Origin of the sequence: Acidovorax sp. LjRoot129, from assembly GCF_964253765.1 — a bacterium.
In the GTDB taxonomy this organism is placed as follows: domain Bacteria; phylum Pseudomonadota; class Gammaproteobacteria; order Burkholderiales; family Burkholderiaceae_C; genus Acidovorax.
In genome coordinates this window covers 154505-176686 of the sequence record NZ_CAXUSE020000002.1, presented here as the reverse complement: position 1 = coordinate 176686, position 22182 = coordinate 154505, and the positions used below count along the sequence as shown (strand labels likewise).

Genomic DNA, 22182 nt, shown 5'->3' with positions numbered 1-22182 from the left:
AATATGCATTCAAGTTTCTCGTTGATGTAGTCTACCTGGTGAGCGTGAAGTGGCAATGGATGTCCCGAGTGCACGTTGCAACTAGTGAAGTCGATTCCATGTGCGGAGGCTTCACGGCAAGCGCTGATGTACTCGTTCATGAGTCCCGCAAATTCAATGAACGGATGGTTTCCGATCCGAACGGCATCGCGATAGAAAGCATTAACGACACACTGCATCGCCTGGATGGTTGTATCGGGGCCTTGCTGATTCATGATTGTTATCTGGTTTACCGAAAGTTTTGGATGCTCAACTTCAAGGCAAATGTGTTGGCCCACATGGTCTTACAAGTCTGACATTCGATTTTCTGGCCATACTTTGGCTCCACCGTGCCCTGGTGGCCAAGCGTAGGGTCATGGGCTTCAATCCCGCAGAGGGTTGCGGAGTCATCGAACACACCCTGTGCATGCCAAGAGGCCATTCCACCAACGACTACACCCACAACTTTAGACATCGTTTCCTGTCAGTTATTGTTCAGCTAACCGCGGTTTTTAAGAATTGACTTGCTTTCAGCCTTTGTGACCTGCTCATAACGGACCTCCTTCAATCTCAAGCCGTATTTTTTCAAAAAAATATCGGTGCTCTCATGCATTTTCCTGATTAATTCGTTACCTTCCGCGAAATCGTAGTGATGAACTATTGCGTCAACGATCTCACGGTAAACTGTTCTGAAATCCTTGCCGTCCACAATCATTGAAGTAGTGAACCCATTCGGGGTTCCACGTCTGATTGAGACTTGCAATACCGCCCCTCGCTTGCCTGATGGAGCACAGTAAACAAGTCCCCGGATCGTGCCGTCTTGGTTCATGGCATTTTTAGCGTTTGCATCAGCAACAAGTTTCTTGAGCTCTTGGAGGCTCGTCGCGCCTTGGATGGCACTTTCCAAAGCTTTCACTGTCATCCTATTTCGCACTTCTGGACCCTCGATTTCAGCGTCGCTTTGCTTTTGATTTCAGCAGCGGGTGATCGCTAGATAAGCGTGCAAGGCTAGCCTTAGCATTCGCCACTTGTTTTTGGCACCTCTTCAGATCACTCTCGCTGACAACAATCGAGTCCCCCTGAAGCTTACGTTGAACACTTTCGCTCACCGCCTGAGCTTGTTCAACTGCTAGCGCAGCCTTCTCAACATCCGTACGATCAAATAGCCCTCTTCGCTTAGCAGCAGTTTTAGAGATGAGCGGATCAGCCCCGACGAAAACCGACTTTGGCGCTTCGGGCCACTCGCGGCGAATCGCTTCGAAGTTACCTTCATTCCAGCAACGCAGGAAGGTAAGTCCGTCATCGGTCTCCAGTGCAAAATTGATTGCCGCTATTGCTGAATTTTGAGTCTGCATGGTGATTCCTTCAATTTCGCGCTCTTATGTTTGCCGATTCCAGCAAGGCATCCAACTCCAGCAAGAAGAAACGGAACGACAAAGTCCATTGCGACACATCCATGTTTCTCTGCGACCTCCAGCTAGGTCGGTCCTCATCGCAAGAAGATCCCCACGTTGCAGGATTTCACCTGGCCAATGTCTTAGATCAGTGACCCACTGATGTGAGGTTGTCAGTACATCGCATGAATGTGAGTGCTTTCCAGACTGGCAGCTATTCACGTCCAGAACCGAACCCAAAGATTTCATCGTTGTCTGCTTTGGCGTTGAATTGGATTCGAACATGAAAACTGCGCAACCAGCCACAAACAGAATCCATGCAAAGACTGCCACATTTGACTTTGAGAATCTCACAATTCACTATCCTTTATCTGTCCGAGCTCCTGCTCGCTTTTGCATCTCGATCCCAAGATCCTTGCGACGCTTCGTGATCGCACTGCGGCTGAACCCAAGGCGCTCGGCAAGTTTGCGATCAGACATCGTGCCCAGCAGCGCAATGTTTTCGGGTGTCCAGCGCGTCTCAAGAACCGAGGCGATGCCAAGCTCAATGCGACGCTGTCGAACGGCTGTGAACGGGAGCCCGAACTTCATCGCCAATTCCTGGTCGGTCATGGTGCCCATGTTGGCGTCTTGTTCCGCCGTCCACTGCCTTGCCCTAGAACCCCGATCAACATGGTGCGCGATGCCAAGCACCCTGCGCCGCGAGCGGACTGTTGAAAGGGGTATCCCCATCTTTTCGGCGATAAGTCGGTCAGGCATCGTGCCAAGTAGCGCGACGTTCTCCGGTGTCCATTTCTGAAGGTTGAACTCAGGTATGGCAAGTGCCTGTCGGCGTCTACGAATAGTCGTGCAAGTAAGCCCCAGTTTTTTCGCTAGAACAGTGTCAGGAGTGGTTCCCTGCAAGGCAGCGGGTTCCGCAGACCACTGAACGGCTTGGTTGCTGCCAGAAAACGACTGAATCTTCAGCTTATCGCGACGTTTTTGAACGCTAGCTTTTGTGCATCCAAGCCTCAGCGCAAGCTGCCTGTCACTCATGGTTCCCAATAGGGCATCGCAGTCCGGGGTCCACCGAAAGTAGTTAGCCACTGGGATCTTCAGCAAGTTGCGGCGCGCACTTACGCTGCTGCCTGGCAGCCCCATTCTTCGTGCTAATTCGGCGTCTGGGATGGTTCCCAGTAGGGAATCTAATTCGGGAGTCCACCGCCTTGACTGTTCATACGCGGGGATGTTCTTTTGGGCTCGGCGTGATCGGACGACAAAATTTGATACCCCCCATTGCGCAGCGAGCTCCGTATCGGGTGCGGTTCCCAGCAGGGCGTCTTGGTCTTGGGACCATCGGGTGGGATGAACGTATGGAGCGATGTTCAGGATATTGCGTCGTTTACTGACACTTGTTGTCGATAGGCCGAGCTGCTTTGCGATCACCTTGTCTAGTGTTGAGCCAAGGAGAGCGTCCATTTCTGGGGTCCATTCGAATTTCAAGCTGGACGTTACGGCTTCGTCTTTCGGTGCAATTCCAAGCACCTTGCGGCGGTTGGTGACATGGGTGCGTGAAACCCCCAGGTGTTCTGCGAGTTGCCGGTCTCCCATGGTGCCGAGCTGGGCCTCGATCTCAGGGGTCCAGTTGAATTTGTTGTGAACTATCCGAGGCGCTTGCTTTATGGGAATGCCAAGGACAACACGCCGAGTGCGGATTGTTGTGATGGAGAGCCCGAGCTTCTCGGCTGTTTCTTTGTCCGACATGGTGCCCAGCAGGCCATCCATGGCTGGCGTCCATTCGCATTTGGTAGCTTTGGAGATTTCCTGGTTGAACCTGGAAATCCCGAGGAGATGCCGGCGACCTGAGACCAGTGCGCGTGAGCACCCCAACTTTGCAGCAAGATCCCGGTCCTTGACGGTGCCAAGTAGGGCATCCTTTTCGGAAGTCCATTCAAACTCGACGTGGCGGTTTGGTCGATCCTCCATCACTCCAACCCCATCCACTGACACCCTATTCGCACAGCTAGTTTCCAATCAGTTTGTTGCTGCCACGTCGGCAATATTGAAGCGTTCGATCTCTACGCGCAACGCATCAGCGAAGACCATGCGCTGCGCGTCTGTCATGTTTTCGATTAGATGAGCTGGTACGCGCTTGACTACCGAAACACACAGGTTCAATAAGCGCAGGAGTTCAGCATTGCTCTCCGGTTCTTGCAGACCCGCGATCTCGGCCATCACATCGTCGAGCGACACTTCCGCATCGACTTCCTTCTCAACCAGTACGCGAACTCTCATTGCTTTTATTCCTTCACTTGGGTTTCGACGATTTCTCCGCCGCCGTCTTCTCGGCAGATTCTTCGGCGAGAATTTTTTGAGAGGATTCATCAACTGCAAGGTCTGTTGCAGCCGTGAGCAACCTCAGACCCATGACGAGGAAAACTGCAACAACGCTCGTGACCCAAATAGTCTTCATGTGGCCTTGTTCCTTTCAGTCCTGCGATTCAATAGTCCGAGCCATCAAAGTGCCGAACCCGCCGATGACGACGCCGAGAACACACAAAGGCCATAGTCAACCTCAGTAAGCCAGTCTGGTGTCAACACAAATGCAAGACTAAGCAAAGCAAGCGGCGGTCCGAATGCGCATGCGAAAGTAGTAAACCTCATAGTTTTCCGTTAGTTCGGCGGACACGCTACTTTTGATTCTCCAGCTGAGCACCACGGGAGATCCTCCAAGGGAGGCTTAATCATCGACCGGTTGTACCCAGGCTCATCAACGTCATCAAACGTTAGATCTCCATCAGTAACTCTCACCATGTCAGGTAGGCCGTTCCGACCCTGAATCCGACATACACCATTGAACTTGGGCATTTATTGTTTTCCTTGGGGTTCGATTGTGAGGGTGCGCCTCGCACGAAACACCCTCGAAAAGCAAGGTAAAACGTGACGTTTCGACCAACTTGATTGCTTGCTTACCAACGTGCCATCTGGCAACCGAGTTGAACAGGTACTCGCAGCTCAGAAAGTAGCGCTTGTGATTTACTCAATTACCACTTTGGATCGGGCCATTCAGCTCAAGTCCACGCATCAAGCTCATCCGGAGCTAGAAGAGTCGCGACACCATTTCGCACCCTTATGTGGCTCCGCCGTCACCTGATGAGCAAGCGTAGGGTCATGGGCATCAATCCCGCAGAGGGTTGCGTAGTCATCGAACACGCCGGCGCATGCCAAGCCACTTCTCCGTCAATCACAACCCCAACAGCTTGCGACATTGAACTCCTCTGATGGTCCCATCAGCTTTCTCGTGCAGATCGATTGCACTTTCCCAAAAGCGTTACCCCAGTCTGAAGTAGTGCTTCAAGAATATTTTCCTTGCTGGCACCCGAAGCTAGATTATTAGAAACAAAAGTTTCGAGTTGGAAGCATAGAGTTTTCAAATTTGGAGTTTCTGTCCTCAAAGGCTCTCCATCTAACTCCTCTCCAAGGAGGAAACTAATATCAATTCCATCGGCTCTCATAGCTTCCCAGTACGCAGTTTTCGGCTTGGCTTCGTCCTTCTCGTATTTGATCTGTGTCGCCTTCACATAGCCATATCGTTGCGCAAACGCAGATTGCGTAAGGCCTCTGTTGAGGCGTATTTGTCGAAGCCGCTGGCCAATCGTCTTATGCTGGTCTGCCATGGATCTATTGTTGTTGGTTAGATATCCGAGCATGACTACGCCCTGCAATGCCCAGCGCCCTGGCATGAAACGCGCGTCAAATGCTCGATGTAAGGCCGCCCTGCCTTGTCCACCAGGCCGGTGTGCAGGCTGCAAGCCAGTTCGTACACGTCAAGCCACTCCATAGACGTTTCCTTCAGGTCAGGTGGCGATAAATTGGATGAACGTCAACGCGAGTGCTGCGACCGCCAATCCTGCAGCATCGGTCATCACTGTGAGCGAATCTTGGTGTCTCTCGATAGGATCACGCCAGTCGCCCCGATTGCTCAAAACACGCAACTCATGAAGATTCAATTCTCTATTGGCGGTAGTCGTGATGCTTTTTAAGGCCTTTGCCTGAGCAATCGAACGAGCAATCAATCTTGCGAAGAGACCCACAAGTGCGAAGATCCAAAGAATCCATGCGATGACAAAAACGATGTGCATGCAGATTTCCTTGACTACTTGGCAAGCGACCACACAACGAACGCGCCACTGCGCTCCCAGGCGATCAGACCCTTCTTGCGCAACGCCTGCAGTCGGCGATCAACCACCCGGAATTCATCCTTCGTCTGATTCATCAGCGGCTTCGCATCTGCATCCAATGCAGTGGTCAGGGCGGCAGCTGTCTTCGAGCCAGCGGAGATAAGGGCCAGCATCTTCTTGTCGAACTCGGTGTAGTCACGCGCTTGTGTAGCCATGGTCTGGTTTCCTCTCAGAACTTCTTGTCAAACTGGCGATAAAACGGTGCTGGCTTGGGCTGCAAGTTGTCACCTGCATTCAACTTTCGATGCGCGCGCAAATGGCTCTGCAACTGGGCGCTTTTAGCATCTTGCTGAAGTCCTTCAGCGATTTCAGCCTCTTCATTTAAGGGGTTTCGATTCAAGTTTGTCGGATCGACTTGTTTCGCTGGAAAGGTGCTTTTTAGGCCCACCACGCACTCACCCATTTCGGAAACAACAACATGTAGATCCTCTTTCGAGACCTGCTCAAGGAACAGCTGCATACCCAGTGTGGATTTGGAATGTGGTGATACCGCAAGGAGCATTCCGCACAGCACTTTTCCTGCACGCATGTCGTCAAGTGCTGCCGCCCAAGAGGGAAGCCCTGCAGAAACCGCCCAAGCGTTGCACGGGTGCTGGATGGCTGTCTGAATGCAAGGCATGGATGATTTCCTCTCAAACTACCGCACGTCATAGATGTGACCCGTGGGCTCTCCACCAGCATCAGCATTGACCACAACAGGTGCCACGAAAATCCTCTTCAGCAGGGCGCGTTCAGGGCCGTAGTGCTGGCGTCGAAAGTGGCCGCGCCGGAAATGTGTGGCCAGCTTTCGTCCGCTATCCTGGGCGCCTTGAATCAGCAAGCCAGAAACTGACTGGGCGAATCTTCGACCGACAAAGCGAACCTTCGTATATCGGGCGTTGCGCAGATTGCTCTCAATGTTCTTGATCACGCTCGGCTTGGTGGCCGCGCGCAGCTCCGCAAGGGCTTCAGTGGGCGTCCCGCGTTCCCAGTCAACCTCAATGTCATCTGGCTCCGCTGCCAGGTAGAACATGGTGTTGACGATGAGCGCGAGCGCCTTGTGCAGCAGTGGTCCTTTAGCTGCGAGGTTTTCCACTGGGGAAGGAGCGTTAACCACTTGGCCGTACTGCTCTTCCAACTGACGTTTGATCTGGGCGATCTGCTCCAGCATCTGGTGGTTCTTCTCCAGAATGTCAGCAATCGCCTCATCCAAAGCCTGGGCGACGGACTTCTCGGGATCGTCGAGCATCACGTGTGCGCCTGTCATGCTCTCTCCCATCGGAAGCGACAGGAAATGAGACTGCCCGTACCCATGCGCCACCAAGTCCACCATCATCCTATCCCCGTGGCGCGCGATGTAAGCACCTTCGATGTTGAAACCATCGTCTACCAAGCCGGTGTCGGCTCCGAAGTGAAGGTAAAAGCTGCTGGCGGGAAAGACCAACTCCCCGCAAGGTATGTCCTCCGCGTCCGTATGCATAAGGGTCTGCGTGAGAACTTTGCTCACGTCAAAAATGACTTTGCCACCGCTGTAGTAGGAGCCAAACACTTGAACGTTGACGATTTCGGCTTGCAAAGGCCCAGGGCCTCGTTCTTGGCCCATTTTCGACACGCCAGCCTTGAGCAATTGAAGGAGCTTGCCGCCAACGAATTGCGTGCGTGCTGCATCGCCTTTCTGATATTCGGCCAGGTAAGCCTTGCCCAGTGAAACGGCATAGGGGCGAGTAGCCTCGTAACGGATTGGAGCGTAAGCGCTGCGCTTGTTGATCTTGACCTGCATGATTTCCTTTGACTCAACGAACAGGCACCTTGGAGCACTTCGCTTGAGGCTTGTACTCGCCGCCAAAAGGGCTGGAGACTAGTTCATTGATCTTCTTGGCCCCTTCAAGCTGCTGAGCTGATGGCTCAACGCACGTTTCTTCGTAAATCGGACCCCACGTCCCATACAAAGTTGTCGCAGCGACTCCCACCACGAAGATGACTAGCAAAGCACTCATGAGTCCAATACCCTTTTGAAACTTCAGTCGCATTGTTTGGCTTCCTACGTCATCAAGTAGTACACGGCAATGGCAGGGAACATCGCCGTTGCGCTTGCAAAGAAGATCCCGAACAGGCTCTGCATATCATTGTTCGCTATTCCAAATGCAAGTCCGGCGCAAGCTGCCAGTCCAGAGACGACCAAGCGCTTGACCCGAGCCTTGCGCTCGGTAGCGAGTTTCAGTTTTGTGAATTCGTATGCCACAGTGGTTCCCGATCAGTTCGTAGCTGTATCAGCGTAGGACACGTTATGCCCCTCGCGATGCAGTACGTGGAGGGTGTGAGCCACTGCGCGATAGAACTCGGCGGCGTCTGAGTTGAAACGCAGTGGCGCTTCGCAGTCCCGATAATCGCGATCACCTTGATCCTTACGCATCAGGGTGAGATTGCCACTCGGATGACGGGACACCTTCAGATCAATGAGCATGTTTGATTTCCTCTCATATATTCTTCGCTGCCTGGCGGATACGCTGAGCAGCCGCCTTCGACGTGTCGCCAACAGCCGACCAGTCGTGATGCCACCACTCAATCACAGCAGCCCCTGCTTTAACGGACCTGGAAGCGCAAACATCGCGCACTTCTTTGGTGACTGCCATCCACCAGTCGTCGCCCTCAGCGTCGCTCACTTTGGCGTCGATAGCCGCTCGGTAAACCTGCTTCGCCTGGTCAATACTCAGTTCGGCCATAAGTCGCTTTCCTTCAACTGCGGGTGACACCGCCAGGGTGACGCTCACGCACACTGTTTGCCCAAAACTGGATTGCTTCAGTCACCTCTTTCTCTTGGCCCGGCCAACGCATTGCCAAACGCGACTTCAAAGCAGCAAGACTTAGGCATTGAAATTCTCGCGCGACATTCACGGCATCACGCAAGATTTCGTAGGCGGTTTCGCTGAGGTTGATCACGATGCTTCCCTTCAGTTCGCGCTTGGCGGTGCAGACAATTGCACTTCGCGCCGTGCGCAACCCGACCGCGCCTCGGCCACTGTGTCAAAGCCCTTAACGCCACAGCCGCGGTCTTCACTACAAAATTCCCACTCGCGCTTGAGCGTGACGATTATCGAGTTGCCAATTCCACGCTCGTCATCGACTGCAGAAATCCACGACTGCTTGCGGATTGCATCGAGAGTCTTGCTCATCTGTCTTTCCTCTCAGGCCAAACGAACTTCACATACCTGGCTAACCAGATAGCCCAGTCCAGCGATCTTGTGCTCGTGCTTGGGCTCGAATGAGCGCAGGTGAGCCATAACCACCCGATTCAAGAGTGCCGGAGCCTCGGCGTCATCAAACCCCTTCCGGAAGACGATCTCGCCCTCGGGCAAGGCCTGGCCTGCAAACAAGTGATCGAGCAACTTTGTGTAGCTGTTGCCGCTCTTAAATTCATCCGGCACCACCTCGTAAGGCGGTAGCAGCTTGGTTGTTCCGAAGGCCAGCTCAACATCGGTGACGGCATTCAACGATTTCCGGCTCAGATTGAAATCAGGCATGCTTTCCTTTGGCCTCAAAGGCCGACAATTCGCTCAAGGTGACGCGGGATCACAACCGCATTGCCGCCCGTCTCCTTAGGGCGCAGTGTGATGCCCTTGCCGCACACTGGGCAGTTCAGCATGCCATGGTCATTTGGCTGACCACGACGTGGATAGCGTGTGTACTCCTTGCCGCTGGCATCGCAGCGGCTACGTCGGGCAAGTGGGATCGTGAAGCCGCTCATGCAGCACTCACATCGAAATCATCATCAACACGAATGCCGCGCCGACTCGGCTCGGTGTCCTCATCCTCGGGAATGCCAAATTTAGACAGCGCGGCGCAGCGCGCCAACTCTTCGCTTTCTTCACCCACCTGACCCAGATGCACCGAGCCCGTCATGAGGTGCACGCGCACGTTCCATGTCTTCATTGCCATGATTGAGACACCCTTTCAGTAATCGCCAGCGATCAGGCGCGCTGCCAAGCGCTGCGCGCATTCTGAGTGCCTCTGCCGAGCTCTCTTATCCATCTCGGGATTCATGAAAAGCCAGTCGCGTGCCAGGGCGCGCTGCTGGAGGGAAAGGCGGTATGCAAGTTCACTCATGATGGATTTATTGTAGTGTGCATGCACACCATGCGCAAGCCCTATTTTTGCAAAGGCCCAAAGACCTTCTCGGCATGAACTAGGAGTTCGGGCGCAAAGCCCCGGTAGCGAGTTGTGCCCGGTGCGCAGAAGTAACCCTTCCAAGTCGATTCGGAGAGTGGTCGCACCTTGATTTCGCGGTTGAAGAGAGCCAAGGCGGCTGGCTGGGTGAGGCTTGCGCCTGCAACGAGCAACCGCAGGCGCTCATTGTTCGGATTGGCGGAAGGTACATCATCAGTGTTCATGCACACCATTCTATCGAAGCCTAAACGGCGTCAGCAAACATTGCTTGGAGCGTGCCCTGATCCACGTCCACATAGCGCTGGGAACAGTCGATACTCGTGTGCCCAAGGAGATGCGCAACGGTCTCCATGTCCCCCGTGACTGCCAACACCTTGCCCGCGAACGTGCGGCGCCCAGAGTGGCTTGATCCGCCCTTGATGCCTGCGCGTTGGTACAGCTTCGTCACATGGGCCTGCAGGCTGTCGCAGGCTTTGTAGTCGCGCTGCTCACCTGTCTCCAGCACCCGCCTCTTGGTGTTCTGCGACATGCCGTCGCCCCGGCCGCTGTAGATCAGCGGTTGGTGTGGTAATAGCCCCCTGTATGGGCCTGACCCGAGCACGGTGCCGATACTGCGCTCGATCCGGTAATGTAGGTAGCTCTCCAGGGCCTGAATCGCGGGTTTGGATGCAAGGTATGCGCATCGCTGGCGACACCCCTTGGTGATCGCCTCGCGCATACTGATTTCGCTACGTAGCTTGCCCGTTGCATGCACAAAGTCAGCCGAGAAATCTCTGTGATTCGCATGGCGCAGTGATGCCCCAGCATGAGCACCAAGACATCACGATCCGGGTAGCGAGAGGTGGCCTGGGTGATTTTGATGAGGCGGGTAAATTGACCCTGGTGCAGGGTCTTGGCGCGGGTGATCTCGGTCATGTAGCTCTCTGTAATTCGATGGGATTGGCGAAATGCAGAGAGACAGCCACGCGGGCTCTTTTTCGATCATATCCCGCACCATTACTCAACATCAAGGAAAGTCGCATAGTGGGCACGGTCACACCCATAGTGCTCAATACTCGCGTGATACCGGATCAACGAATACGACACGAGTGCCGTGGCCCTTGCGTGCGATCCCCATCCCCTTCTTTGACGGCCAAACTTGCCAGTCCGGTAGTCCTGTCACTTCATTGCGGTGGCGCAGCATCATCAATTCGCCCCCATTGCGCACGGCAAGCCCCAACTCAATGCCGCACATCAGGGCGCACTCGTCAAGCAGCCTTCTCCGATTACCTGGTAGGCGGCAACGCCACGCAACGTAGAGTAACTTGGAACTGGCACTAAGCCTGCCGCCGAATGGCTTGCGTTGGATCGAAAGCAGCATGCAGTCGCCATCCCAGAACTGTATGTCCTTGGCTCCCTGCCCCATCACGTCGAAAACGACTCGCAGCTTTCGAAATGGCGTACACGGGAGCGCAGGTGGCGAAGCGCCCTCGGGCATGTTGACTACCATTGCGTCAACTATTTGGAGCAACTCGTCCGGCCACATCTGGACAATGGGTTCGGACAGCATTCGATGTGCGTTGGCTAAGAGCCCTCTGATGTGCGCCATCGCAACATTTAACCTCAAGACAGCCCCGCCCCAGCAACAACCAAGACACGCATTGAGCGTATGGGTTTGGGTTATATTGCAGCTAACGGTCCCACCACCCGTTGCGCTGGCACTGCACAGCAGACACGCAGAACTGTGAGGTGGATTTGGCGTTTGATGATCGTGGCTTACCTCTCTCAACCCGACCAACGCCCGCTTCGGCTGCAGGTGAACTACGCCAGCATGTTCTCCGCATCCGCAGCAGAAGTGAGCAGTGGTCGATTGGTTTGGAGCAGGCATGTTCGAGCCTTCCCGTTTCGTCCCCGCGTCCATTGACGCATTTCGGCGCGCTGCAAAAGACCTCCAGCGCGCATACGCCCTTCCTCTTCAGCTTAGCCAGGAAGCATTGGCCAGGATCTATGCTTACCCTGATCTCCATGCTGTTCAGGAACATCTCAAGCAAAGACCTGTGCCGGGGCCATTTGACGAGGACATCGACGCCCGAGATGCTGATCGTCGGGACTACATCGCAGACATCACGATTTCAGACTTTATTGGTCCTGGGATCGCCGGTACTGGGCACCTTAGCGCCTCCGATCTGAAGCTGTTCGCAAGGCCAGAAGCCAGACGCGCGCATATGGACTTTGAGCAGCAGCTTGAATCGGTTGTCCAAGGGCTGAGTTCCAAGATCGACGCTAGTCCGGTTACTGACTACATGACTTTCGAGGTCCGCAAGGCTTCTATCCTTTACGGGAGACCTGAAAAGGAGGGAGTGTTCCGGTTGACCCAAAAGGGCCTTGCAATGCGACGCATCGTGACTCACTTGGTCACAAGCGGTGAAGATGGACGCAGCTTTGAGGAACACACGCAAATCCTGATGAGCCTAATAAACCTGTCTTCGGCCTTTGAGAACGACCCTCTCTCAAAAGCTGAGCTGGCGCGGCTCGAACACGAAATGATGTTGGTCTTCGCGGAGCCCTCTAGCGAACCAGACGCCGACCTGGCCAAATCGGCACTGTTGAGGTGCAAGACCGTGAAAACGGCTTTGGAGTCACTGATGCCCAGCCGTTTCGTTGGCCTTATCGAACCCGCACTGGTGGGTGATGGGATTCAGAACGAACCTTACATGACTGTCCTTTCCGTTGGGACTGAATGCGCCTACTTGCTTGAGCAAGATCGGACAGCAAAGGCCTGGGGGCGCAAGTACCTACGGCTGCACCCTCGCGATTCCTTTGGTGTCCGTTTTATCTTTGAAAAAATGGGGATTGAGCATCCTTCCAGACCTTCGGATGAATAGCCCTGGAACGGCCCGGCATGGGCCTGTTGGACAATCCCCGAATGACCCTCATCGCTATCGTGGCGGCCACAGGCCTAGAAGTCGAGTCGTTCACCACGCCCTCAGATGTCTGGGCCCAGTGGCGTAAGCTCCCCATGGGCACGTTTGTCATCGGCCGCGACCGCACACCAGCCGTGCTCAAGCGCAGCGGGCGCGGTCTTCAGTTCTTTGCTGCGGCGCCAGGCATGGCTGGGGTTACAGCCCCTGAATCCATCGAGCACCAAATGGCCAAGATCAAGCTGGTGCTCGGGATGCGGGCCGCTGGCTACCAAGCCAGGGTCGAGCAGCCCGGAGCTGCGCCATCAGGCGAGCAATGGCAGGCAGACGTTTTGGTACAGACGGCACGCGGACCTCTTGCTGTCGAGGTGCAATTGGCCCAACAGCATGGGGACGAGTACCGGAGCAGGACAGCGCGCTACAGGGCCAGTGGCGTTTCAGTCTCGTGGCTGGTGCGCAGTTCTCACCTTATGGCGTTGACGAAAAGCAAGATGCGGCATCTCGCGGAACAAGGCTTGCCCTCAGAAGCCGCAATACACCAGGCCATGGATGACATGCCCTGCAGCCCCCTTGATGGGTCTGTAGGCGATGAGAGCGGACAGAGGGTGATCGTCTACCCCGCTGATCTCTCTAAGCCCTTCCTGAGGCTTCCTCTGGCGATTTTTGGGGCCGGCATTGCCTCTGGCGCTCTGCACATGGGAGAGAACAGGTATCTGGACGGCTCGCGATCATGGTCAGACTGGATGTGGGACACCTCGAAGGTGCCCCGGATACTGCTGCCACCTAGTTGGTCATGAGCTGGTTTGGGGCGGCGATTTCAGCAACCCAGGCCGCATGCCGCCTCGACATCAAGGAATATTGGGATCTACAGCACAAACGAAAAAGCCCCCAATCTTGCGATTGAGGGCTTTCGAAATATTGGTATTTACATGCCAGGAGGTTGTGAATCTCCATACGTTTGAGCCACCATTGCATCAAGCAGTCCAGCGTCACGATCAATAAAGACCGGTTCACTCAGCCACTGCTCCATAGCAAGGCGGCACTGATCAAGATCGCCCGCGCTCTGCCCTTCAAAGTCAGACACCGCACGAACATTCAAGTCATCGGCCATAAGTGGCTCGTAGTCTGGTGTGCAGAATAAATCTGCCATGCCATTTAACGGCGACACCCAAAATGCGTGCCCCTGTATGCCGACAGCCATGGTCCCCCGTGGCATTTGCATTAAGGTCTCTGCGATCAGGAAACCCACGATCTGCATGCGCTCGTAAGCAGCCTGTTCCTCTGTGTGGTTCGGGCTGTAATTGGTAATTTGCCGGTTAAGCGGCAGTTTAATTGCGGTCATTGGTTACAGTCGCTCCATTTCAGTTTCCCATCACCGCCGAGTAGCTCCCCGGCAGGCTCGCCAAGGACCGTCTCTGCAACCTGTGGGCCATTCAATTTCTCCACCTGGCCATCTGGCATGCACCCGAAAGCAGAGCCCGTTGCGTCTTCCGCATAGGCCTCGGCTAAAAGCCCTGTTTGAGGGGCAAATCGCACCGTGAAACCCAGCCGGTTGGATCGTTTTTCCTTGCCATCATTAATGACATTTTCCACATAGACCTCACGACTTCGCTCATGCCCTGCAGCGTAATACTCCCAGCCGCTAACACCCGCTACAGCCACGCCTTCACCAAAGTTGTAAGCCTCAAAAGCCCTCTCCGCCATAGCAGCTTGTTTCCGTCCTAGAAGCTCGGTGTCGCGCTCGACTTGAGCGGTCTGGTGCGTTTGCACGGCCTCGGTCAGCTTGTTCACTGCTACTGCGCGCTCCACGTTTCCCTGCAAATGCAGTCCCTTCGACTCAGCCTCAGACAAATTGCTGATGCCGAACTCGTCGACTGTCTGCCCGGAGTTGTAGGGAGCGCCAGCCGTGGCGTTCCATTGGATTAAGCCACCATCAGCATCTAGGCCAAGCACCTCACCATCCGCTAGGGATGGCTTGGTTTCTGCGGAAATGGCTTTCGCCGGGGGGGTGCTAGTTGACCCAATGCGGGTACGGTCAGCAGGGGTCATGAACACATCAGCCTGCTCAGGATCGAGGACAGTGTCGAGATACACAACCGAATCGCCTGGCAAGTCGTATTCAGCGTCAGCTGGAAGAGCTGCAAAGAACTCAGCATTGCCCTCCTCACCGGCCTCCCGCAGCACCAAGGAAGCAGCTCCGAAAGCACGTTGTCCGTCACAGGCGTCCACGTCTATTTCAAAGAAGTTTCCGTTTGCATGTGCGCCTAAGACGCGAAATTTCGTACTCATTAGTCACTCCGTTATAGAGAATGACGAGCACTGGCCCTACGGGCAGACATGTGCCCGTCGAGGGTTGAAAACACCGATTGCTCAGTGAAGTATGCTTTTTGTCATCGACAGGCAAGCAGGCCTATGACCATCAGCATTACGCTGGTGGATTCAATCTGGTTTTCTTGAGCCCCCTACCCTCACAAGACGCTCAAGAAAACCTCCACACGCAAACGTGTGGGGGTCAATGCCGTGATGGCAATTCAACAAGCGCGGGACTCAAGGGTCAGCGCCGCTGGATTCACTGGGAACCACCAGCAATCGTGGTCAAGGTAGACGAATCGTCCGTTCTCGACTGAATCGCAGTAGCCGGTCACCAGCCTGTTGAGGAAAACTACGCCGTACTCGTTGGTATGAGTCACGCGGTCGCCCAACTGAAAGAGGCACGCAACTGGGGGCGACTCCTTCGCATGAATAGTCCGAGGGTACTTAGCACCTTGGACCGTGTGTGGCATCGTTTTGAATGAAGACGACATAGCAGCGTCCCAGTTCAACACGTTGCAGGGGGTGAAACCCGTCCAAGAGTCGCCTGGTTGGCAACCCACGCACAAGATCGCACCTGGTGGTGCTCATCATCAAGTAGCCGCGAACGCGCTTCAATCTCGCAGATTTGCCAATGTTCGTTGGCAATCCTGCAGCGCCCCAAGCGATCAAGAGCGTCGAGATCCGGTGCTGACACTCGGCCCTGGCGGGCCAGCTGATCAATCAAGCGGTCTCGTGTCGCATAAAGGCGCTCGATGTGAGCTCGCTCATTGGGACGATGCTTGAGATCCGCTTCGATTTCACGGGGAGTAGGAGTCAACAGAGTCATGGTTCAGCCCTCCAGCGTCAATGTGGCGTTTGCTCCGACCAGGCCTGCGCTTTGCAGGTAATCGAGGAGTCCGTCAACATCGCGCGCATGGCGCATGTAGCCTATGTCTACCAACCACAGCACATCTGTGCTGCCATCTTCACACTCATTGCTGAATGAAAACACCGACTTCCCTGAGCTGGTTTCAACGTGAGCGCGGAAGCTCCCGCGTTCGTCCAGATCGACCACGAGGCGAAGCGCGTAAGGGTCAAGCTGGGGCTCAACAAGACCCGGCCCATTGGGCGTATCGAAATCTACTGACATGGCATTTCCTATGAGAAAGCCAGGACCAACCCAGCGGGTTAAGCCCCGGCAGGGTTAATTGAATCGAACCTGTTGCCGCTGAACAGTCAGCGCTCAGGACGTGAGAGGTCGTCCGTGAGCATGGAGACCAGCTCCGAATGATCAATGCGATATGCGGTCAGCACATCACAGAAACCGCTCTGGGAGACGGTCAACATCTCGCAGCTGGAGGGTGCGACTTGCATCATGACGATGAAACGCGTTGGGGACTCGACGAAAACAAAAACTTCTCCAGCACTCCATACGTTCGAGCTGCGCACCTTCTGCGCCAATGACTCGATAGTGGGGTAATAGAAGATGTGTTCCTCGCTGCAATGTTCGTCACACGAAGCGAGGGCTTTGACGACTTGATCTTTGGGTAACCGTGGATCGTTCGTCAGAGGTGTTGTGGTCATAGAAAATGGCTCCTGTGGAAACAGAGGCCAGCCCCTTAGGGTCAAGGCCCTAAGAGGTACGAAAACGACTTGCGTCGTGCATTGCTACTTTGTCCAGCTGGACACGGCGAGCACACCGTTCTGACCAACAGCATTACGCTGAGAGGTTGGAAATCGTTTTCTCAAATGCCCGCCGCGGGCACTTGAGGAAGCGCTGAGCCTTGCGGCTCAGTCTCCTATCGCTCAGAACAAAGCCGCTTGTTGCAACTCTGGCTCTGGGCTGTCTGTCTCGTCCCCGATTGTTTCCGGAGGCGTGACAAAGGTCAGGTTCGTCAGGTCGAACGAACTGGGCAAGAGGTACTCCTCGGTACGGCCTTCGTGTTTCCACAAAAGCATCGCAACCCTTTCATCATCACCTGCGTCATAGACAACCACCGGGTGACCGTTGAAGATCCCCCAGCTGACGTTGGCCTGGTCGTACTTCATAGAGCGCCATCCCCATTGCCGCTGGCCCATGTCAAACGAGACGGCAGCTGCGAGGGATATGGGTGCTACGGTCGGAACCGTCCGATTGAAGTGAACGGATTTTGCGCAGACCATCTCAACGCCGTTGACCTTCACAAGCAAGCCTGTGTAGTCCCCGCGCGCCCGTACCGACTCGTCGTAGTCCAACCAGTGAACGTTGGGTGTTATTGGCCCGCTGTAGACCCGACGAGGGATCAACTGCCAGGCTTCAACAAGATACACACCGGTATAGCCCCCGTAGCGGCAGGCAAAGACGGCGTGAAGGAATCCTGAATGTTCAAACGTGGGCACAGTCACTACGTCACCTGTTTTGGCTTCTGCCAAACGCGGTGCACAGTACGCTTTGGAAGCGACTTCCCACGTCTGTGCAGGCACGTCGATGATTTTTGGCTCAGGCCTCACTGGCAGGGTTTTGACCTCGTCGACTTGTTCTTGGTCGACTTCGTCCGCGAAATCTAAATACATGCCCTATCTCCTATGGAAGACGGGCACCAGCCCAGCGGGCGAATAGGTGCCCGCACGGGTTAAACAAGATGGAAATCAGTGACTGGTTGAGGTGAGTCTGGAGCGTAAAAGCAATGAGGACAGACGGGACGGTAACGGCTGTCGCCTCCAATCTCGACTTGCGGCCCTTTACGCACCACCTGCCCCTGAGAATCGATCCGTTGGTTCATCGTGGCTTTACGGCCGCAACGACACAGGGTGCTTATCTCGTGGAGTTGGTCGGCAAGGCTGAGCAGCGCAACAGCACCTTCAAAAGGCTCACCAATGAAATCCGTTCGGAGTCCGAAACACGAAACGCGCAAACTGATGCCTACGCTCAGATCTCGATGGATCTGATGCACCTGCTCCATCCTGAGGAACTGTGCCTCGTCGATGAACAGCTCGTGCACGTCAAGGAAGTCCCTCGCGCGGAAAACCGTCGTCTCATCAAACATTGCAGCATCACATTGCGGCCCCATGCGCGAGGTCACCTTGCCCAGGCCGTAGCGGTCATCGCAGTTGCTTGTGACAACAGCGACCCTCTTTCCGATGGAGAGCAGGTTGAAGCGGCGCTGCAAGAGCGCCGTACTTTTGCCACCTTGCATAGTCGAGTAGTAAAACTCAAGCATCGTTGGTGGCCTCCGAAGAACAGCGGTCGGAGGCTATAACTCGCACGCGGTCAGTCGGCTTGTAGAAGGTTGACCAGGTATCGTCGTTGGCATGAAGCCCCACCGTGCCGGCGCCATGAACCTCGCTGATCCGTTCGATACGGACATTGGACGCGGGATTCGAGAAACACAACACATCACCTTCGCGAACTTGCGAAGCAAAGCAATACTCTTTCATTTCTGACTCCAGAGAGACAGACACGAGCCCCAAATCGGGCGTGGTGCCCGTCAGGGTTGAGGTAGCAGAGGAAACTCTGCGAGAAATGGCCACGTTGAACTCGGTGGCCACGAGGATCAAGGATGTTGGATTACCCAGCATCGCTTAAAGCATCTTTGCAAGCACCCATAGAGTGAGGTCTTGCAAAGAGGCCTTACGGCATCTTTGACGGCATAGTTGCCGTTGAGGGTCTTCCTTTACAAGGACGATCCGGCCCGACGGGCGTGGCCCGTGCGGGATAGAAACTCTCTCCTCGCGCTCCAAGGAACGCGGGAGAGCCTTCATGACAAATTGGCTACTCAGAATCTGTTGCATCGTCTTTCGAAGCAGCTTCTTCTGTTTGGCCGCGCTTTTGACTCATTGCCTGGGCGGCTTTGAATTCACGGCACAGCGCCACCACCGCTGCAGCAGAGAGCTGCACCATTTTCCCCTGCAGCTTTTCGGGATTGAAGTCTGAATCCGGATCGAGAAGCTTGTTCAGCTCCGGATTCTTTGCGACAACATCGAACAAGGGATTGACCGATTTGTAGATCTTGAGCGCCATCTTGCGAGGTGGCGCCCAATCCTTGATGGCGGAGGCCTTGACGGTCGACTTCCCCTGTGCCTTCGCTTGAACAAGCTTGCCACTGAGAAATTCGCCGGCCTTTTCGCCGTGGGCTTTCACAGCCTCAATGGCTCCGCTTGCTGAGACCGACTCAGCTTTCACAAGCTCATGAACATCGGCGTTTGCAGTCGCAAGAACTAGCATCGACTCGACGTGGGTCACTGTTCGGTTCACGCGAGCAGCGATCTCTGAGTTCTTTTTGCCCATGCGATGCAGCTTGAGGTAGTTCAAAGCAATCCCAAGAGGCTTGAGCTTCAAGCCTCGCTCGGAAGTGAGTTGAACGACCACACGATCAACATCGTTCCCTCGAAAGGGGATGCAATCGAGGTGCTCGATTTCAAACCCCCTCTCGATTGCAAGGAGGGCGCCTTTTTGCCGCTGGTGGCCGTCCACCAGGTAGAACAGTCCAGTCAGGGGATCAATTCGCACAACCAACGGCGGCACGAACTCACCTGCCATGAAAGCTGCACAGAAGCCTTCAATCTGGGCGATTACATCGGGATCGTTGTAGTCTCGCTCGTTGAACCCAGGTTCGTGGAGCAGATCCTTGGGAGGTACACGGAAAATGTCCGTTTTCTTAACGCCAGTTTCTGCACCGTTTGCAGCTTTGGCCTTGAAAGAGGTATAGATCTTCGATTCATTCGACATGGTTTTTCCTTTGAGAAAAGCCCACTACAAATGCGTATCCATTACGGATAGCACCCGTAATGGATGGTTGATAACTCCATAGGGAGTAGCGGTTTCTGCTTGCTTTAACTCCTGCAGGTCGGAGCATCCATTCATGGCGTAGCCATGATGAGGGAATCAGGTTTCACAGATGCACCTTCAGAGATGCGTTTGGGGAACTGGACTCGCTCATGACGTGGCAGCGCATAGACCGCGCAATGGCCGTGTGGAGGGAATGAATCGCTTGAAGCGGGAGGGGGGGCGAGCGTCGCGTCGAGATACTTCGCAAACCACTCATCGGGGCCGAGCCCCAAGTCAGCAACCGAATTGGCTGACCGTCAGTCAAAACAGATCTGCGTCTGTGATCCAGGCCGCGTGGTGAACACGGCGATCTGGAGAACCCCCTGAGGGGTGGGCCGCCAGGAATTCACCTGATCGGCTGAAGCTTGGTTTTCCGAAACACACTCTGTGCGCTTTGGGAAACCCCCCACAACATGGTGGGAGTGTTTCGACAAGCTGGTACTACAAATTGTAGCCTCAACCCGCCTTTCATGGCGTGCCTATTGACTGATATCCACTGCGGGGTGAACCACTTCGTCTATCAGCGCTAGCACGCTCTCGGTGTCGCCCTCTGTCGCGACGAATGCCACTGAGGCCAGCAGCTGACGTGCAGCAACTAGAGCGGCGTGGGCCTTGGTTGCCCCGGTATCTTGAACACATCGGCCGTCATGGGCTTCGCGCGTTTCAAGCGGGTCATACCCCAGTGCCGCGATACGGTCCTGCTCAAGCCACTCATCCGCCATCTCCCCCAGATGAGGATTCGAGTGCGAATGGTCGTAGAGACGCAGCGCGTCGTACGCGTTGACCAGGCCGAATGAGAGCGACTCATCCTGGTAGCTGAGCCATTCGGCAACAACCGCCAGGTGCTCTCGTGCGTTGAAAAGTTCTTTGGACATGCGATTCTCCTGTGAAGGTGGATTGCATGGGGCCTACCCATGTGGGAGAGCCCCACGCGGGTTAGAACGAAATTCCAGCACTCACGCCGCGAAAAGCGGCAGGGGTTCTGGTTCGCAGGCAAAAGCCTGTTTGAAGCTGCGCAGGGTGGCCGCGATTGCCGTACCTACCGCCCGAAAGGGTTCGTAGCAGATGCTTTGGCCTAAAACCTCATGGCCAATCGTGAGTCCAAGATCAGCAACCAAATGCGGAGGCACTTGCTTGAGACGCGCATGCTCAGCAACCGTGAATTGCCGGAGCAGATCAGGGTTGGTTGGGTGTTGCAGCTTGGGCTCAGTGCTGCGAATGCGCGCATAGCCCTTCCCGATAACTGAGCTTTTGGTGCTGAAGGCGGTCACCACTTGCATCTTGAATCCCTTGCCCTCGCTTAGATCCCGTTTCTCCTTTTCTTTGAGCCCCTGCATAGAGGACCAAAGTTCAGAGTCGGCAGGAACATCGTCAAGGATCTCTGCAATTCGCCGCTCAGCCCTTTCGGGCCTCTTCAGCGAGGCAAAGTCGAATTCAAGACCTTCGGTAACAGCCACCACACACAGGCGAGAACGGCTTTCTATCGCGTTCCAGTCTTGAGACTCAAGATGCGTTTCATGAACTGCATACCCTAAGTCACGCAACTGATTGCGAAGAATGCACATCGACGCAGAGTTCTGCCAGGCCGGGACGTTTTCTAAGAGGGCCACTGCCGGCTGCACCTTTGCGAGGATCGCTAGGTATGCCAGGATCAGGTGGCCGACCTCCGGATGGGCTTCGGCATGGCCTGCGCCATTGCGTCCACGGCCAGCGACCGACGCGCCGCTGCATGGGATGCCAGCCTCCATGATTTCCACCTTTGGAAGGTGTTCCATGAGCCAGGAATCGAACGCTACCTCTTGCATTGGAGCCGCCAGAGGAATCGTGTTTTCACTCCAGGCATCGTTGTGCCCTTGAGCATGCTCCAGCAGCTCCGCCCGGATCTCATTTGCAAAGGCCAGCGTGGTCGACACACCGCCTTCATCCAAGCCCGTATGCAGCGCATGCGTAAGCACACCGCCGCCATGGGCTAGAGACCCGACACTCAGCGGCTCCCCTTTTGAGAGCTTATCGGTGACTCGTTCGAGTCGTTCGCGCTTGGCGATCTCGACGGCCATCGGAAGGATGACTATGCGAGAGCCTTGCACGATGACGCGGACACTGTTGAAGCCCTCAAAAATCGACAGCACCTCCGAGGAGTTGATATCGATGATGGGGATCTCCTTTTCACCCTTCAGCTTGCGAGAAACGATACGTTCACCGAACTTGTTGTGCTCCAAGATCAGCATGGTCCGCTCTTCATCCTTGCGGACGTTGAAGCGCGTACCGGGAAGGAATCCAGCAGCTAGTGCCTTAAAGCCTTCCAGCCAGATGCGTGGTCGACCCTTGTTCTCACCGATCTTGGTGGTTTCGTACGCTTTCATGTTGTGCTCCGGAAAAAACGAAGCACAGCCCGAGCGGGTCTAAGT

35 protein-coding genes are annotated in these 22182 nt (G+C 55.0%); 3 read left to right on the top strand and 32 right to left on the bottom strand.

Annotation, left to right across the window (positions count from 1 at the left end; translation table 11 throughout):
* The first annotated feature begins 59 nt into the window (after positions 1-59).
* Positions 60-335 (top strand): hypothetical protein, encoded by a 276-nt coding sequence (locus ACSQ3Q_RS25410; RefSeq protein ID WP_436137250.1) that lies wholly within the window; start codon positions 60-62, stop codon positions 333-335.
* Positions 336-517: 182 nt separating this feature from the next.
* On the opposite strand, the gene ACSQ3Q_RS25405 is transcribed toward ACSQ3Q_RS25410, so the two are convergent.
* From ACSQ3Q_RS25405 to ACSQ3Q_RS25305, 21 genes are all read right to left on the bottom strand, one after another.
* Positions 518-940, bottom strand: coding sequence for a hypothetical protein (locus tag ACSQ3Q_RS25405; RefSeq protein WP_436137249.1), 423 nt, complete (start codon positions 938-940; stop codon positions 518-520).
* 28 nt (positions 941-968) lie between these two features.
* On the bottom strand, positions 969-1373 hold the full coding sequence (locus ACSQ3Q_RS25400) for a hypothetical protein (RefSeq protein WP_436137248.1): 405 nt from the start codon (positions 1371-1373) through the stop codon (positions 969-971).
* A gap of 399 nt (positions 1374-1772) precedes the next feature.
* Positions 1773-3176 carry a hypothetical protein gene (locus ACSQ3Q_RS25395; protein ID WP_436137247.1) on the bottom strand — a complete coding sequence of 468 codons (1404 nt, stop codon included), beginning with the start codon at positions 3174-3176 and terminating at the stop codon, positions 1773-1775.
* 249 nt (positions 3177-3425) lie between these two features.
* A complete protein-coding gene (locus ACSQ3Q_RS25390) occupies positions 3426-3686 on the bottom strand; it encodes a hypothetical protein (protein WP_436137246.1) in 261 nt (86 codons plus the stop codon).
* Between the two features lie 13 nt (positions 3687-3699).
* Complete coding sequence (locus ACSQ3Q_RS25385; RefSeq protein WP_436137245.1) at positions 3700-3864, bottom strand: hypothetical protein; 165 nt, start codon at positions 3862-3864, stop codon at positions 3700-3702.
* Between the two features lie 817 nt (positions 3865-4681).
* Positions 4682-5068 (bottom strand): helix-turn-helix domain-containing protein, encoded by a 387-nt coding sequence (locus ACSQ3Q_RS25380; RefSeq protein ID WP_436137244.1) that lies wholly within the window; start codon positions 5066-5068, stop codon positions 4682-4684.
* A gap of 180 nt (positions 5069-5248) precedes the next feature.
* Positions 5249-5533 (bottom strand): hypothetical protein, encoded by a 285-nt coding sequence (locus ACSQ3Q_RS25375; RefSeq protein WP_436137243.1) that lies wholly within the window; start codon positions 5531-5533, stop codon positions 5249-5251.
* A 14-nt stretch (positions 5534-5547) separates the two neighbouring features.
* Complete coding sequence (locus ACSQ3Q_RS25370; RefSeq protein ID WP_436137242.1) at positions 5548-5787, bottom strand: hypothetical protein; 240 nt, start codon at positions 5785-5787, stop codon at positions 5548-5550.
* A 14-nt stretch (positions 5788-5801) separates the two neighbouring features.
* Positions 5802-6251, bottom strand: coding sequence for a hypothetical protein (locus ACSQ3Q_RS25365; protein WP_436137241.1), 450 nt, complete (start codon positions 6249-6251; stop codon positions 5802-5804).
* Positions 6252-6269: 18 nt separating this feature from the next.
* The gene (locus ACSQ3Q_RS25360) at positions 6270-7391 is read right to left on the bottom strand and encodes a hypothetical protein (protein ID WP_436137240.1); all 1122 of its coding nucleotides are present in this window, start codon (positions 7389-7391) and stop codon (positions 6270-6272) included.
* Between the two features lie 261 nt (positions 7392-7652).
* Positions 7653-7853, bottom strand: a complete 201-nt coding sequence (locus ACSQ3Q_RS25355; RefSeq protein ID WP_436137239.1) for a hypothetical protein — start codon at positions 7851-7853, stop codon at positions 7653-7655.
* Between the two features lie 12 nt (positions 7854-7865).
* Positions 7866-8075: a hypothetical protein gene (locus tag ACSQ3Q_RS25350; protein WP_436137238.1), complete on the bottom strand. Its 210-nt coding sequence runs from the start codon at positions 8073-8075 to the stop codon at positions 7866-7868.
* A 13-nt stretch (positions 8076-8088) separates the two neighbouring features.
* Entirely contained in the window at positions 8089-8334 is a 246-nt protein-coding gene (locus ACSQ3Q_RS25345) for a hypothetical protein (RefSeq protein ID WP_436137237.1), read from the bottom strand.
* A 13-nt stretch (positions 8335-8347) separates the two neighbouring features.
* Positions 8348-8551, bottom strand: coding sequence for a hypothetical protein (locus ACSQ3Q_RS25340; RefSeq protein ID WP_436137236.1), 204 nt, complete (start codon positions 8549-8551; stop codon positions 8348-8350).
* Positions 8552-8562: 11 nt separating this feature from the next.
* On the bottom strand, positions 8563-8784 hold the full coding sequence (locus ACSQ3Q_RS25335; protein ID WP_436137235.1) for a hypothetical protein: 222 nt from the start codon (positions 8782-8784) through the stop codon (positions 8563-8565).
* Positions 8785-8796: 12 nt separating this feature from the next.
* A complete protein-coding gene (locus tag ACSQ3Q_RS25330; RefSeq protein WP_436137234.1) occupies positions 8797-9132 on the bottom strand; it encodes a hypothetical protein in 336 nt (111 codons plus the stop codon).
* A gap of 220 nt (positions 9133-9352) precedes the next feature.
* Entirely contained in the window at positions 9353-9541 is a 189-nt protein-coding gene (locus ACSQ3Q_RS25325; RefSeq protein ID WP_436137233.1) for a hypothetical protein, read from the bottom strand.
* 21 nt (positions 9542-9562) lie between these two features.
* Positions 9563-9715, bottom strand: coding sequence for a hypothetical protein (locus ACSQ3Q_RS25320; protein ID WP_436137232.1), 153 nt, complete (start codon positions 9713-9715; stop codon positions 9563-9565).
* A 41-nt stretch (positions 9716-9756) separates the two neighbouring features.
* The gene (locus tag ACSQ3Q_RS25315) at positions 9757-9999 is read right to left on the bottom strand and encodes a hypothetical protein (protein ID WP_436137231.1); all 243 of its coding nucleotides are present in this window, start codon (positions 9997-9999) and stop codon (positions 9757-9759) included.
* Between the two features lie 20 nt (positions 10000-10019).
* On the bottom strand, positions 10020-10493 hold the full coding sequence (locus ACSQ3Q_RS25310; protein ID WP_436137230.1) for a tyrosine-type recombinase/integrase: 474 nt from the start codon (positions 10491-10493) through the stop codon (positions 10020-10022).
* A 330-nt stretch (positions 10494-10823) separates the two neighbouring features.
* Positions 10824-11324, bottom strand: coding sequence for a hypothetical protein (locus tag ACSQ3Q_RS25305; protein ID WP_436137229.1), 501 nt, complete (start codon positions 11322-11324; stop codon positions 10824-10826).
* Positions 11325-11640: 316 nt separating this feature from the next.
* On the opposite strand from ACSQ3Q_RS25305, the gene ACSQ3Q_RS25300 reads away from it, so the two are divergent.
* Together ACSQ3Q_RS25300 and ACSQ3Q_RS25295 are read left to right on the top strand one after the other, a co-directional pair.
* Entirely contained in the window at positions 11641-12639 is a 999-nt protein-coding gene (locus ACSQ3Q_RS25300) for a hypothetical protein (RefSeq protein WP_436137228.1), read from the top strand.
* 41 nt (positions 12640-12680) lie between these two features.
* Positions 12681-13472, top strand: a complete 792-nt coding sequence (locus ACSQ3Q_RS25295; protein ID WP_436137227.1) for a competence protein CoiA family protein — start codon at positions 12681-12683, stop codon at positions 13470-13472.
* Between the two features lie 128 nt (positions 13473-13600).
* On the opposite strand, the gene ACSQ3Q_RS25290 is transcribed toward ACSQ3Q_RS25295, so the two are convergent.
* From ACSQ3Q_RS25290 to ACSQ3Q_RS25240, 11 genes are all read right to left on the bottom strand, one after another.
* Positions 13601-14017 (bottom strand): hypothetical protein, encoded by a 417-nt coding sequence (locus tag ACSQ3Q_RS25290; RefSeq protein WP_436137226.1) that lies wholly within the window; start codon positions 14015-14017, stop codon positions 13601-13603.
* A complete protein-coding gene (locus ACSQ3Q_RS25285; protein ID WP_436137225.1) occupies positions 14014-14964 on the bottom strand; it encodes a hypothetical protein in 951 nt (316 codons plus the stop codon). Before ACSQ3Q_RS25285 ends, ACSQ3Q_RS25290 begins: the two co-directional genes overlap by 4 nt.
* 529 nt (positions 14965-15493) lie before the next feature.
* The gene (locus ACSQ3Q_RS25280) at positions 15494-15814 is read right to left on the bottom strand and encodes a hypothetical protein (RefSeq protein WP_436137224.1); all 321 of its coding nucleotides are present in this window, start codon (positions 15812-15814) and stop codon (positions 15494-15496) included.
* Between the two features lie 3 nt (positions 15815-15817).
* On the bottom strand, positions 15818-16117 hold the full coding sequence (locus ACSQ3Q_RS25275) for a hypothetical protein (RefSeq protein WP_436137223.1): 300 nt from the start codon (positions 16115-16117) through the stop codon (positions 15818-15820).
* A gap of 86 nt (positions 16118-16203) precedes the next feature.
* Complete coding sequence (locus ACSQ3Q_RS25270; protein WP_436137222.1) at positions 16204-16551, bottom strand: hypothetical protein; 348 nt, start codon at positions 16549-16551, stop codon at positions 16204-16206.
* 222 nt (positions 16552-16773) lie between these two features.
* Positions 16774-17520 carry a hypothetical protein gene (locus ACSQ3Q_RS25265; protein WP_436137221.1) on the bottom strand — a complete coding sequence of 249 codons (747 nt, stop codon included), beginning with the start codon at positions 17518-17520 and terminating at the stop codon, positions 16774-16776.
* A gap of 59 nt (positions 17521-17579) precedes the next feature.
* Positions 17580-18167, bottom strand: a complete 588-nt coding sequence (locus tag ACSQ3Q_RS25260; RefSeq protein WP_436137220.1) for a thymidine kinase — start codon at positions 18165-18167, stop codon at positions 17580-17582.
* Positions 18160-18495, bottom strand: a complete 336-nt coding sequence (locus tag ACSQ3Q_RS25255; RefSeq protein WP_436137219.1) for a hypothetical protein — start codon at positions 18493-18495, stop codon at positions 18160-18162. Before ACSQ3Q_RS25255 ends, ACSQ3Q_RS25260 begins: the two co-directional genes overlap by 8 nt.
* Before the next feature lie 223 nt (positions 18496-18718).
* The gene (locus ACSQ3Q_RS25250; protein WP_436137218.1) at positions 18719-19675 is read right to left on the bottom strand and encodes a ParB/RepB/Spo0J family partition protein; all 957 of its coding nucleotides are present in this window, start codon (positions 19673-19675) and stop codon (positions 18719-18721) included.
* A 578-nt stretch (positions 19676-20253) separates the two neighbouring features.
* A complete protein-coding gene (locus tag ACSQ3Q_RS25245; protein WP_436137217.1) occupies positions 20254-20649 on the bottom strand; it encodes a hypothetical protein in 396 nt (131 codons plus the stop codon).
* A gap of 81 nt (positions 20650-20730) precedes the next feature.
* The gene (locus tag ACSQ3Q_RS25240; protein WP_436137216.1) at positions 20731-22137 is read right to left on the bottom strand and encodes a DNA cytosine methyltransferase; all 1407 of its coding nucleotides are present in this window, start codon (positions 22135-22137) and stop codon (positions 20731-20733) included.
* Between the last annotated feature and the right edge of the window lie 45 nt (positions 22138-22182).

What these genes read in the sequence shown, in the direction of transcription:
- ACSQ3Q_RS25375 (WP_436137243.1), bottom strand. Translation starts at nt 5,533, where the DNA reads ATGCACATCGTTTTTGTCATCGCATGGATTCTTTGGATCTTCGCACTT.
- ACSQ3Q_RS25320 (WP_436137232.1), bottom strand. Translation starts at nt 9,715, where the DNA reads ATGAGTGAACTTGCATACCGCCTTTCCCTCCAGCAGCGCGCCCTGGCA.
- ACSQ3Q_RS25240 (WP_436137216.1), bottom strand. Translation starts at nt 22,137, where the DNA reads ATGAAAGCGTACGAAACCACCAAGATCGGTGAGAACAAGGGTCGACCA.
- ACSQ3Q_RS25410 (WP_436137250.1), top strand. Translation starts at nt 60, where the DNA reads ATGTCCCGAGTGCACGTTGCAACTAGTGAAGTCGATTCCATGTGCGGA.
- ACSQ3Q_RS25350 (WP_436137238.1), bottom strand. Translation starts at nt 8,075, where the DNA reads ATGCTCATTGATCTGAAGGTGTCCCGTCATCCGAGTGGCAATCTCACC.
- ACSQ3Q_RS25360 (WP_436137240.1), bottom strand. Translation starts at nt 7,391, where the DNA reads ATGCAGGTCAAGATCAACAAGCGCAGCGCTTACGCTCCAATCCGTTAC.
- ACSQ3Q_RS25310 (WP_436137230.1), bottom strand. Translation starts at nt 10,493, where the DNA reads ATGCGCGAGGCGATCACCAAGGGGTGTCGCCAGCGATGCGCATACCTT.
- ACSQ3Q_RS25280 (WP_436137224.1), bottom strand. Translation starts at nt 15,814, where the DNA reads ATGACTCTGTTGACTCCTACTCCCCGTGAAATCGAAGCGGATCTCAAG.
- ACSQ3Q_RS25395 (WP_436137247.1), bottom strand. Translation starts at nt 3,176, where the DNA reads ATGGATGGCCTGCTGGGCACCATGTCGGACAAAGAAACAGCCGAGAAG.
- ACSQ3Q_RS25265 (WP_436137221.1), bottom strand. Translation starts at nt 17,520, where the DNA reads ATGTATTTAGATTTCGCGGACGAAGTCGACCAAGAACAAGTCGACGAG.
- ACSQ3Q_RS25405 (WP_436137249.1), bottom strand. Translation starts at nt 940, where the DNA reads ATGACAGTGAAAGCTTTGGAAAGTGCCATCCAAGGCGCGACGAGCCTC.
- ACSQ3Q_RS25325 (WP_436137233.1), bottom strand. Translation starts at nt 9,541, where the DNA reads ATGAAGACATGGAACGTGCGCGTGCACCTCATGACGGGCTCGGTGCAT.
- ACSQ3Q_RS25260 (WP_436137220.1), bottom strand. Translation starts at nt 18,167, where the DNA reads ATGCTTGAGTTTTACTACTCGACTATGCAAGGTGGCAAAAGTACGGCG.
- ACSQ3Q_RS25295 (WP_436137227.1), top strand. Translation starts at nt 12,681, where the DNA reads ATGACCCTCATCGCTATCGTGGCGGCCACAGGCCTAGAAGTCGAGTCG.
- ACSQ3Q_RS25275 (WP_436137223.1), bottom strand. Translation starts at nt 16,117, where the DNA reads ATGTCAGTAGATTTCGATACGCCCAATGGGCCGGGTCTTGTTGAGCCC.
- ACSQ3Q_RS25345 (WP_436137237.1), bottom strand. Translation starts at nt 8,334, where the DNA reads ATGGCCGAACTGAGTATTGACCAGGCGAAGCAGGTTTACCGAGCGGCT.
- ACSQ3Q_RS25290 (WP_436137226.1), bottom strand. Translation starts at nt 14,017, where the DNA reads ATGACCGCAATTAAACTGCCGCTTAACCGGCAAATTACCAATTACAGC.
- ACSQ3Q_RS25305 (WP_436137229.1), bottom strand. Translation starts at nt 11,324, where the DNA reads ATGCTGTCCGAACCCATTGTCCAGATGTGGCCGGACGAGTTGCTCCAA.
- ACSQ3Q_RS25400 (WP_436137248.1), bottom strand. Translation starts at nt 1,373, where the DNA reads ATGCAGACTCAAAATTCAGCAATAGCGGCAATCAATTTTGCACTGGAG.
- ACSQ3Q_RS25370 (WP_436137242.1), bottom strand. Translation starts at nt 5,787, where the DNA reads ATGGCTACACAAGCGCGTGACTACACCGAGTTCGACAAGAAGATGCTG.
- ACSQ3Q_RS25330 (WP_436137234.1), bottom strand. Translation starts at nt 9,132, where the DNA reads ATGCCTGATTTCAATCTGAGCCGGAAATCGTTGAATGCCGTCACCGAT.
- ACSQ3Q_RS25335 (WP_436137235.1), bottom strand. Translation starts at nt 8,784, where the DNA reads ATGAGCAAGACTCTCGATGCAATCCGCAAGCAGTCGTGGATTTCTGCA.
- ACSQ3Q_RS25380 (WP_436137244.1), bottom strand. Translation starts at nt 5,068, where the DNA reads ATGGCAGACCAGCATAAGACGATTGGCCAGCGGCTTCGACAAATACGC.
- ACSQ3Q_RS25285 (WP_436137225.1), bottom strand. Translation starts at nt 14,964, where the DNA reads ATGAGTACGAAATTTCGCGTCTTAGGCGCACATGCAAACGGAAACTTC.
- ACSQ3Q_RS25385 (WP_436137245.1), bottom strand. Translation starts at nt 3,864, where the DNA reads ATGAAGACTATTTGGGTCACGAGCGTTGTTGCAGTTTTCCTCGTCATG.
- ACSQ3Q_RS25300 (WP_436137228.1), top strand. Translation starts at nt 11,641, where the DNA reads ATGTTCGAGCCTTCCCGTTTCGTCCCCGCGTCCATTGACGCATTTCGG.
- ACSQ3Q_RS25250 (WP_436137218.1), bottom strand. Translation starts at nt 19,675, where the DNA reads ATGTCGAATGAATCGAAGATCTATACCTCTTTCAAGGCCAAAGCTGCA.
- ACSQ3Q_RS25315 (WP_436137231.1), bottom strand. Translation starts at nt 9,999, where the DNA reads ATGAACACTGATGATGTACCTTCCGCCAATCCGAACAATGAGCGCCTG.
- ACSQ3Q_RS25245 (WP_436137217.1), bottom strand. Translation starts at nt 20,649, where the DNA reads ATGTCCAAAGAACTTTTCAACGCACGAGAGCACCTGGCGGTTGTTGCC.
- ACSQ3Q_RS25365 (WP_436137241.1), bottom strand. Translation starts at nt 6,251, where the DNA reads ATGCCTTGCATTCAGACAGCCATCCAGCACCCGTGCAACGCTTGGGCG.
- ACSQ3Q_RS25270 (WP_436137222.1), bottom strand. Translation starts at nt 16,551, where the DNA reads ATGACCACAACACCTCTGACGAACGATCCACGGTTACCCAAAGATCAA.
- ACSQ3Q_RS25390 (WP_436137246.1), bottom strand. Translation starts at nt 3,686, where the DNA reads ATGAGAGTTCGCGTACTGGTTGAGAAGGAAGTCGATGCGGAAGTGTCG.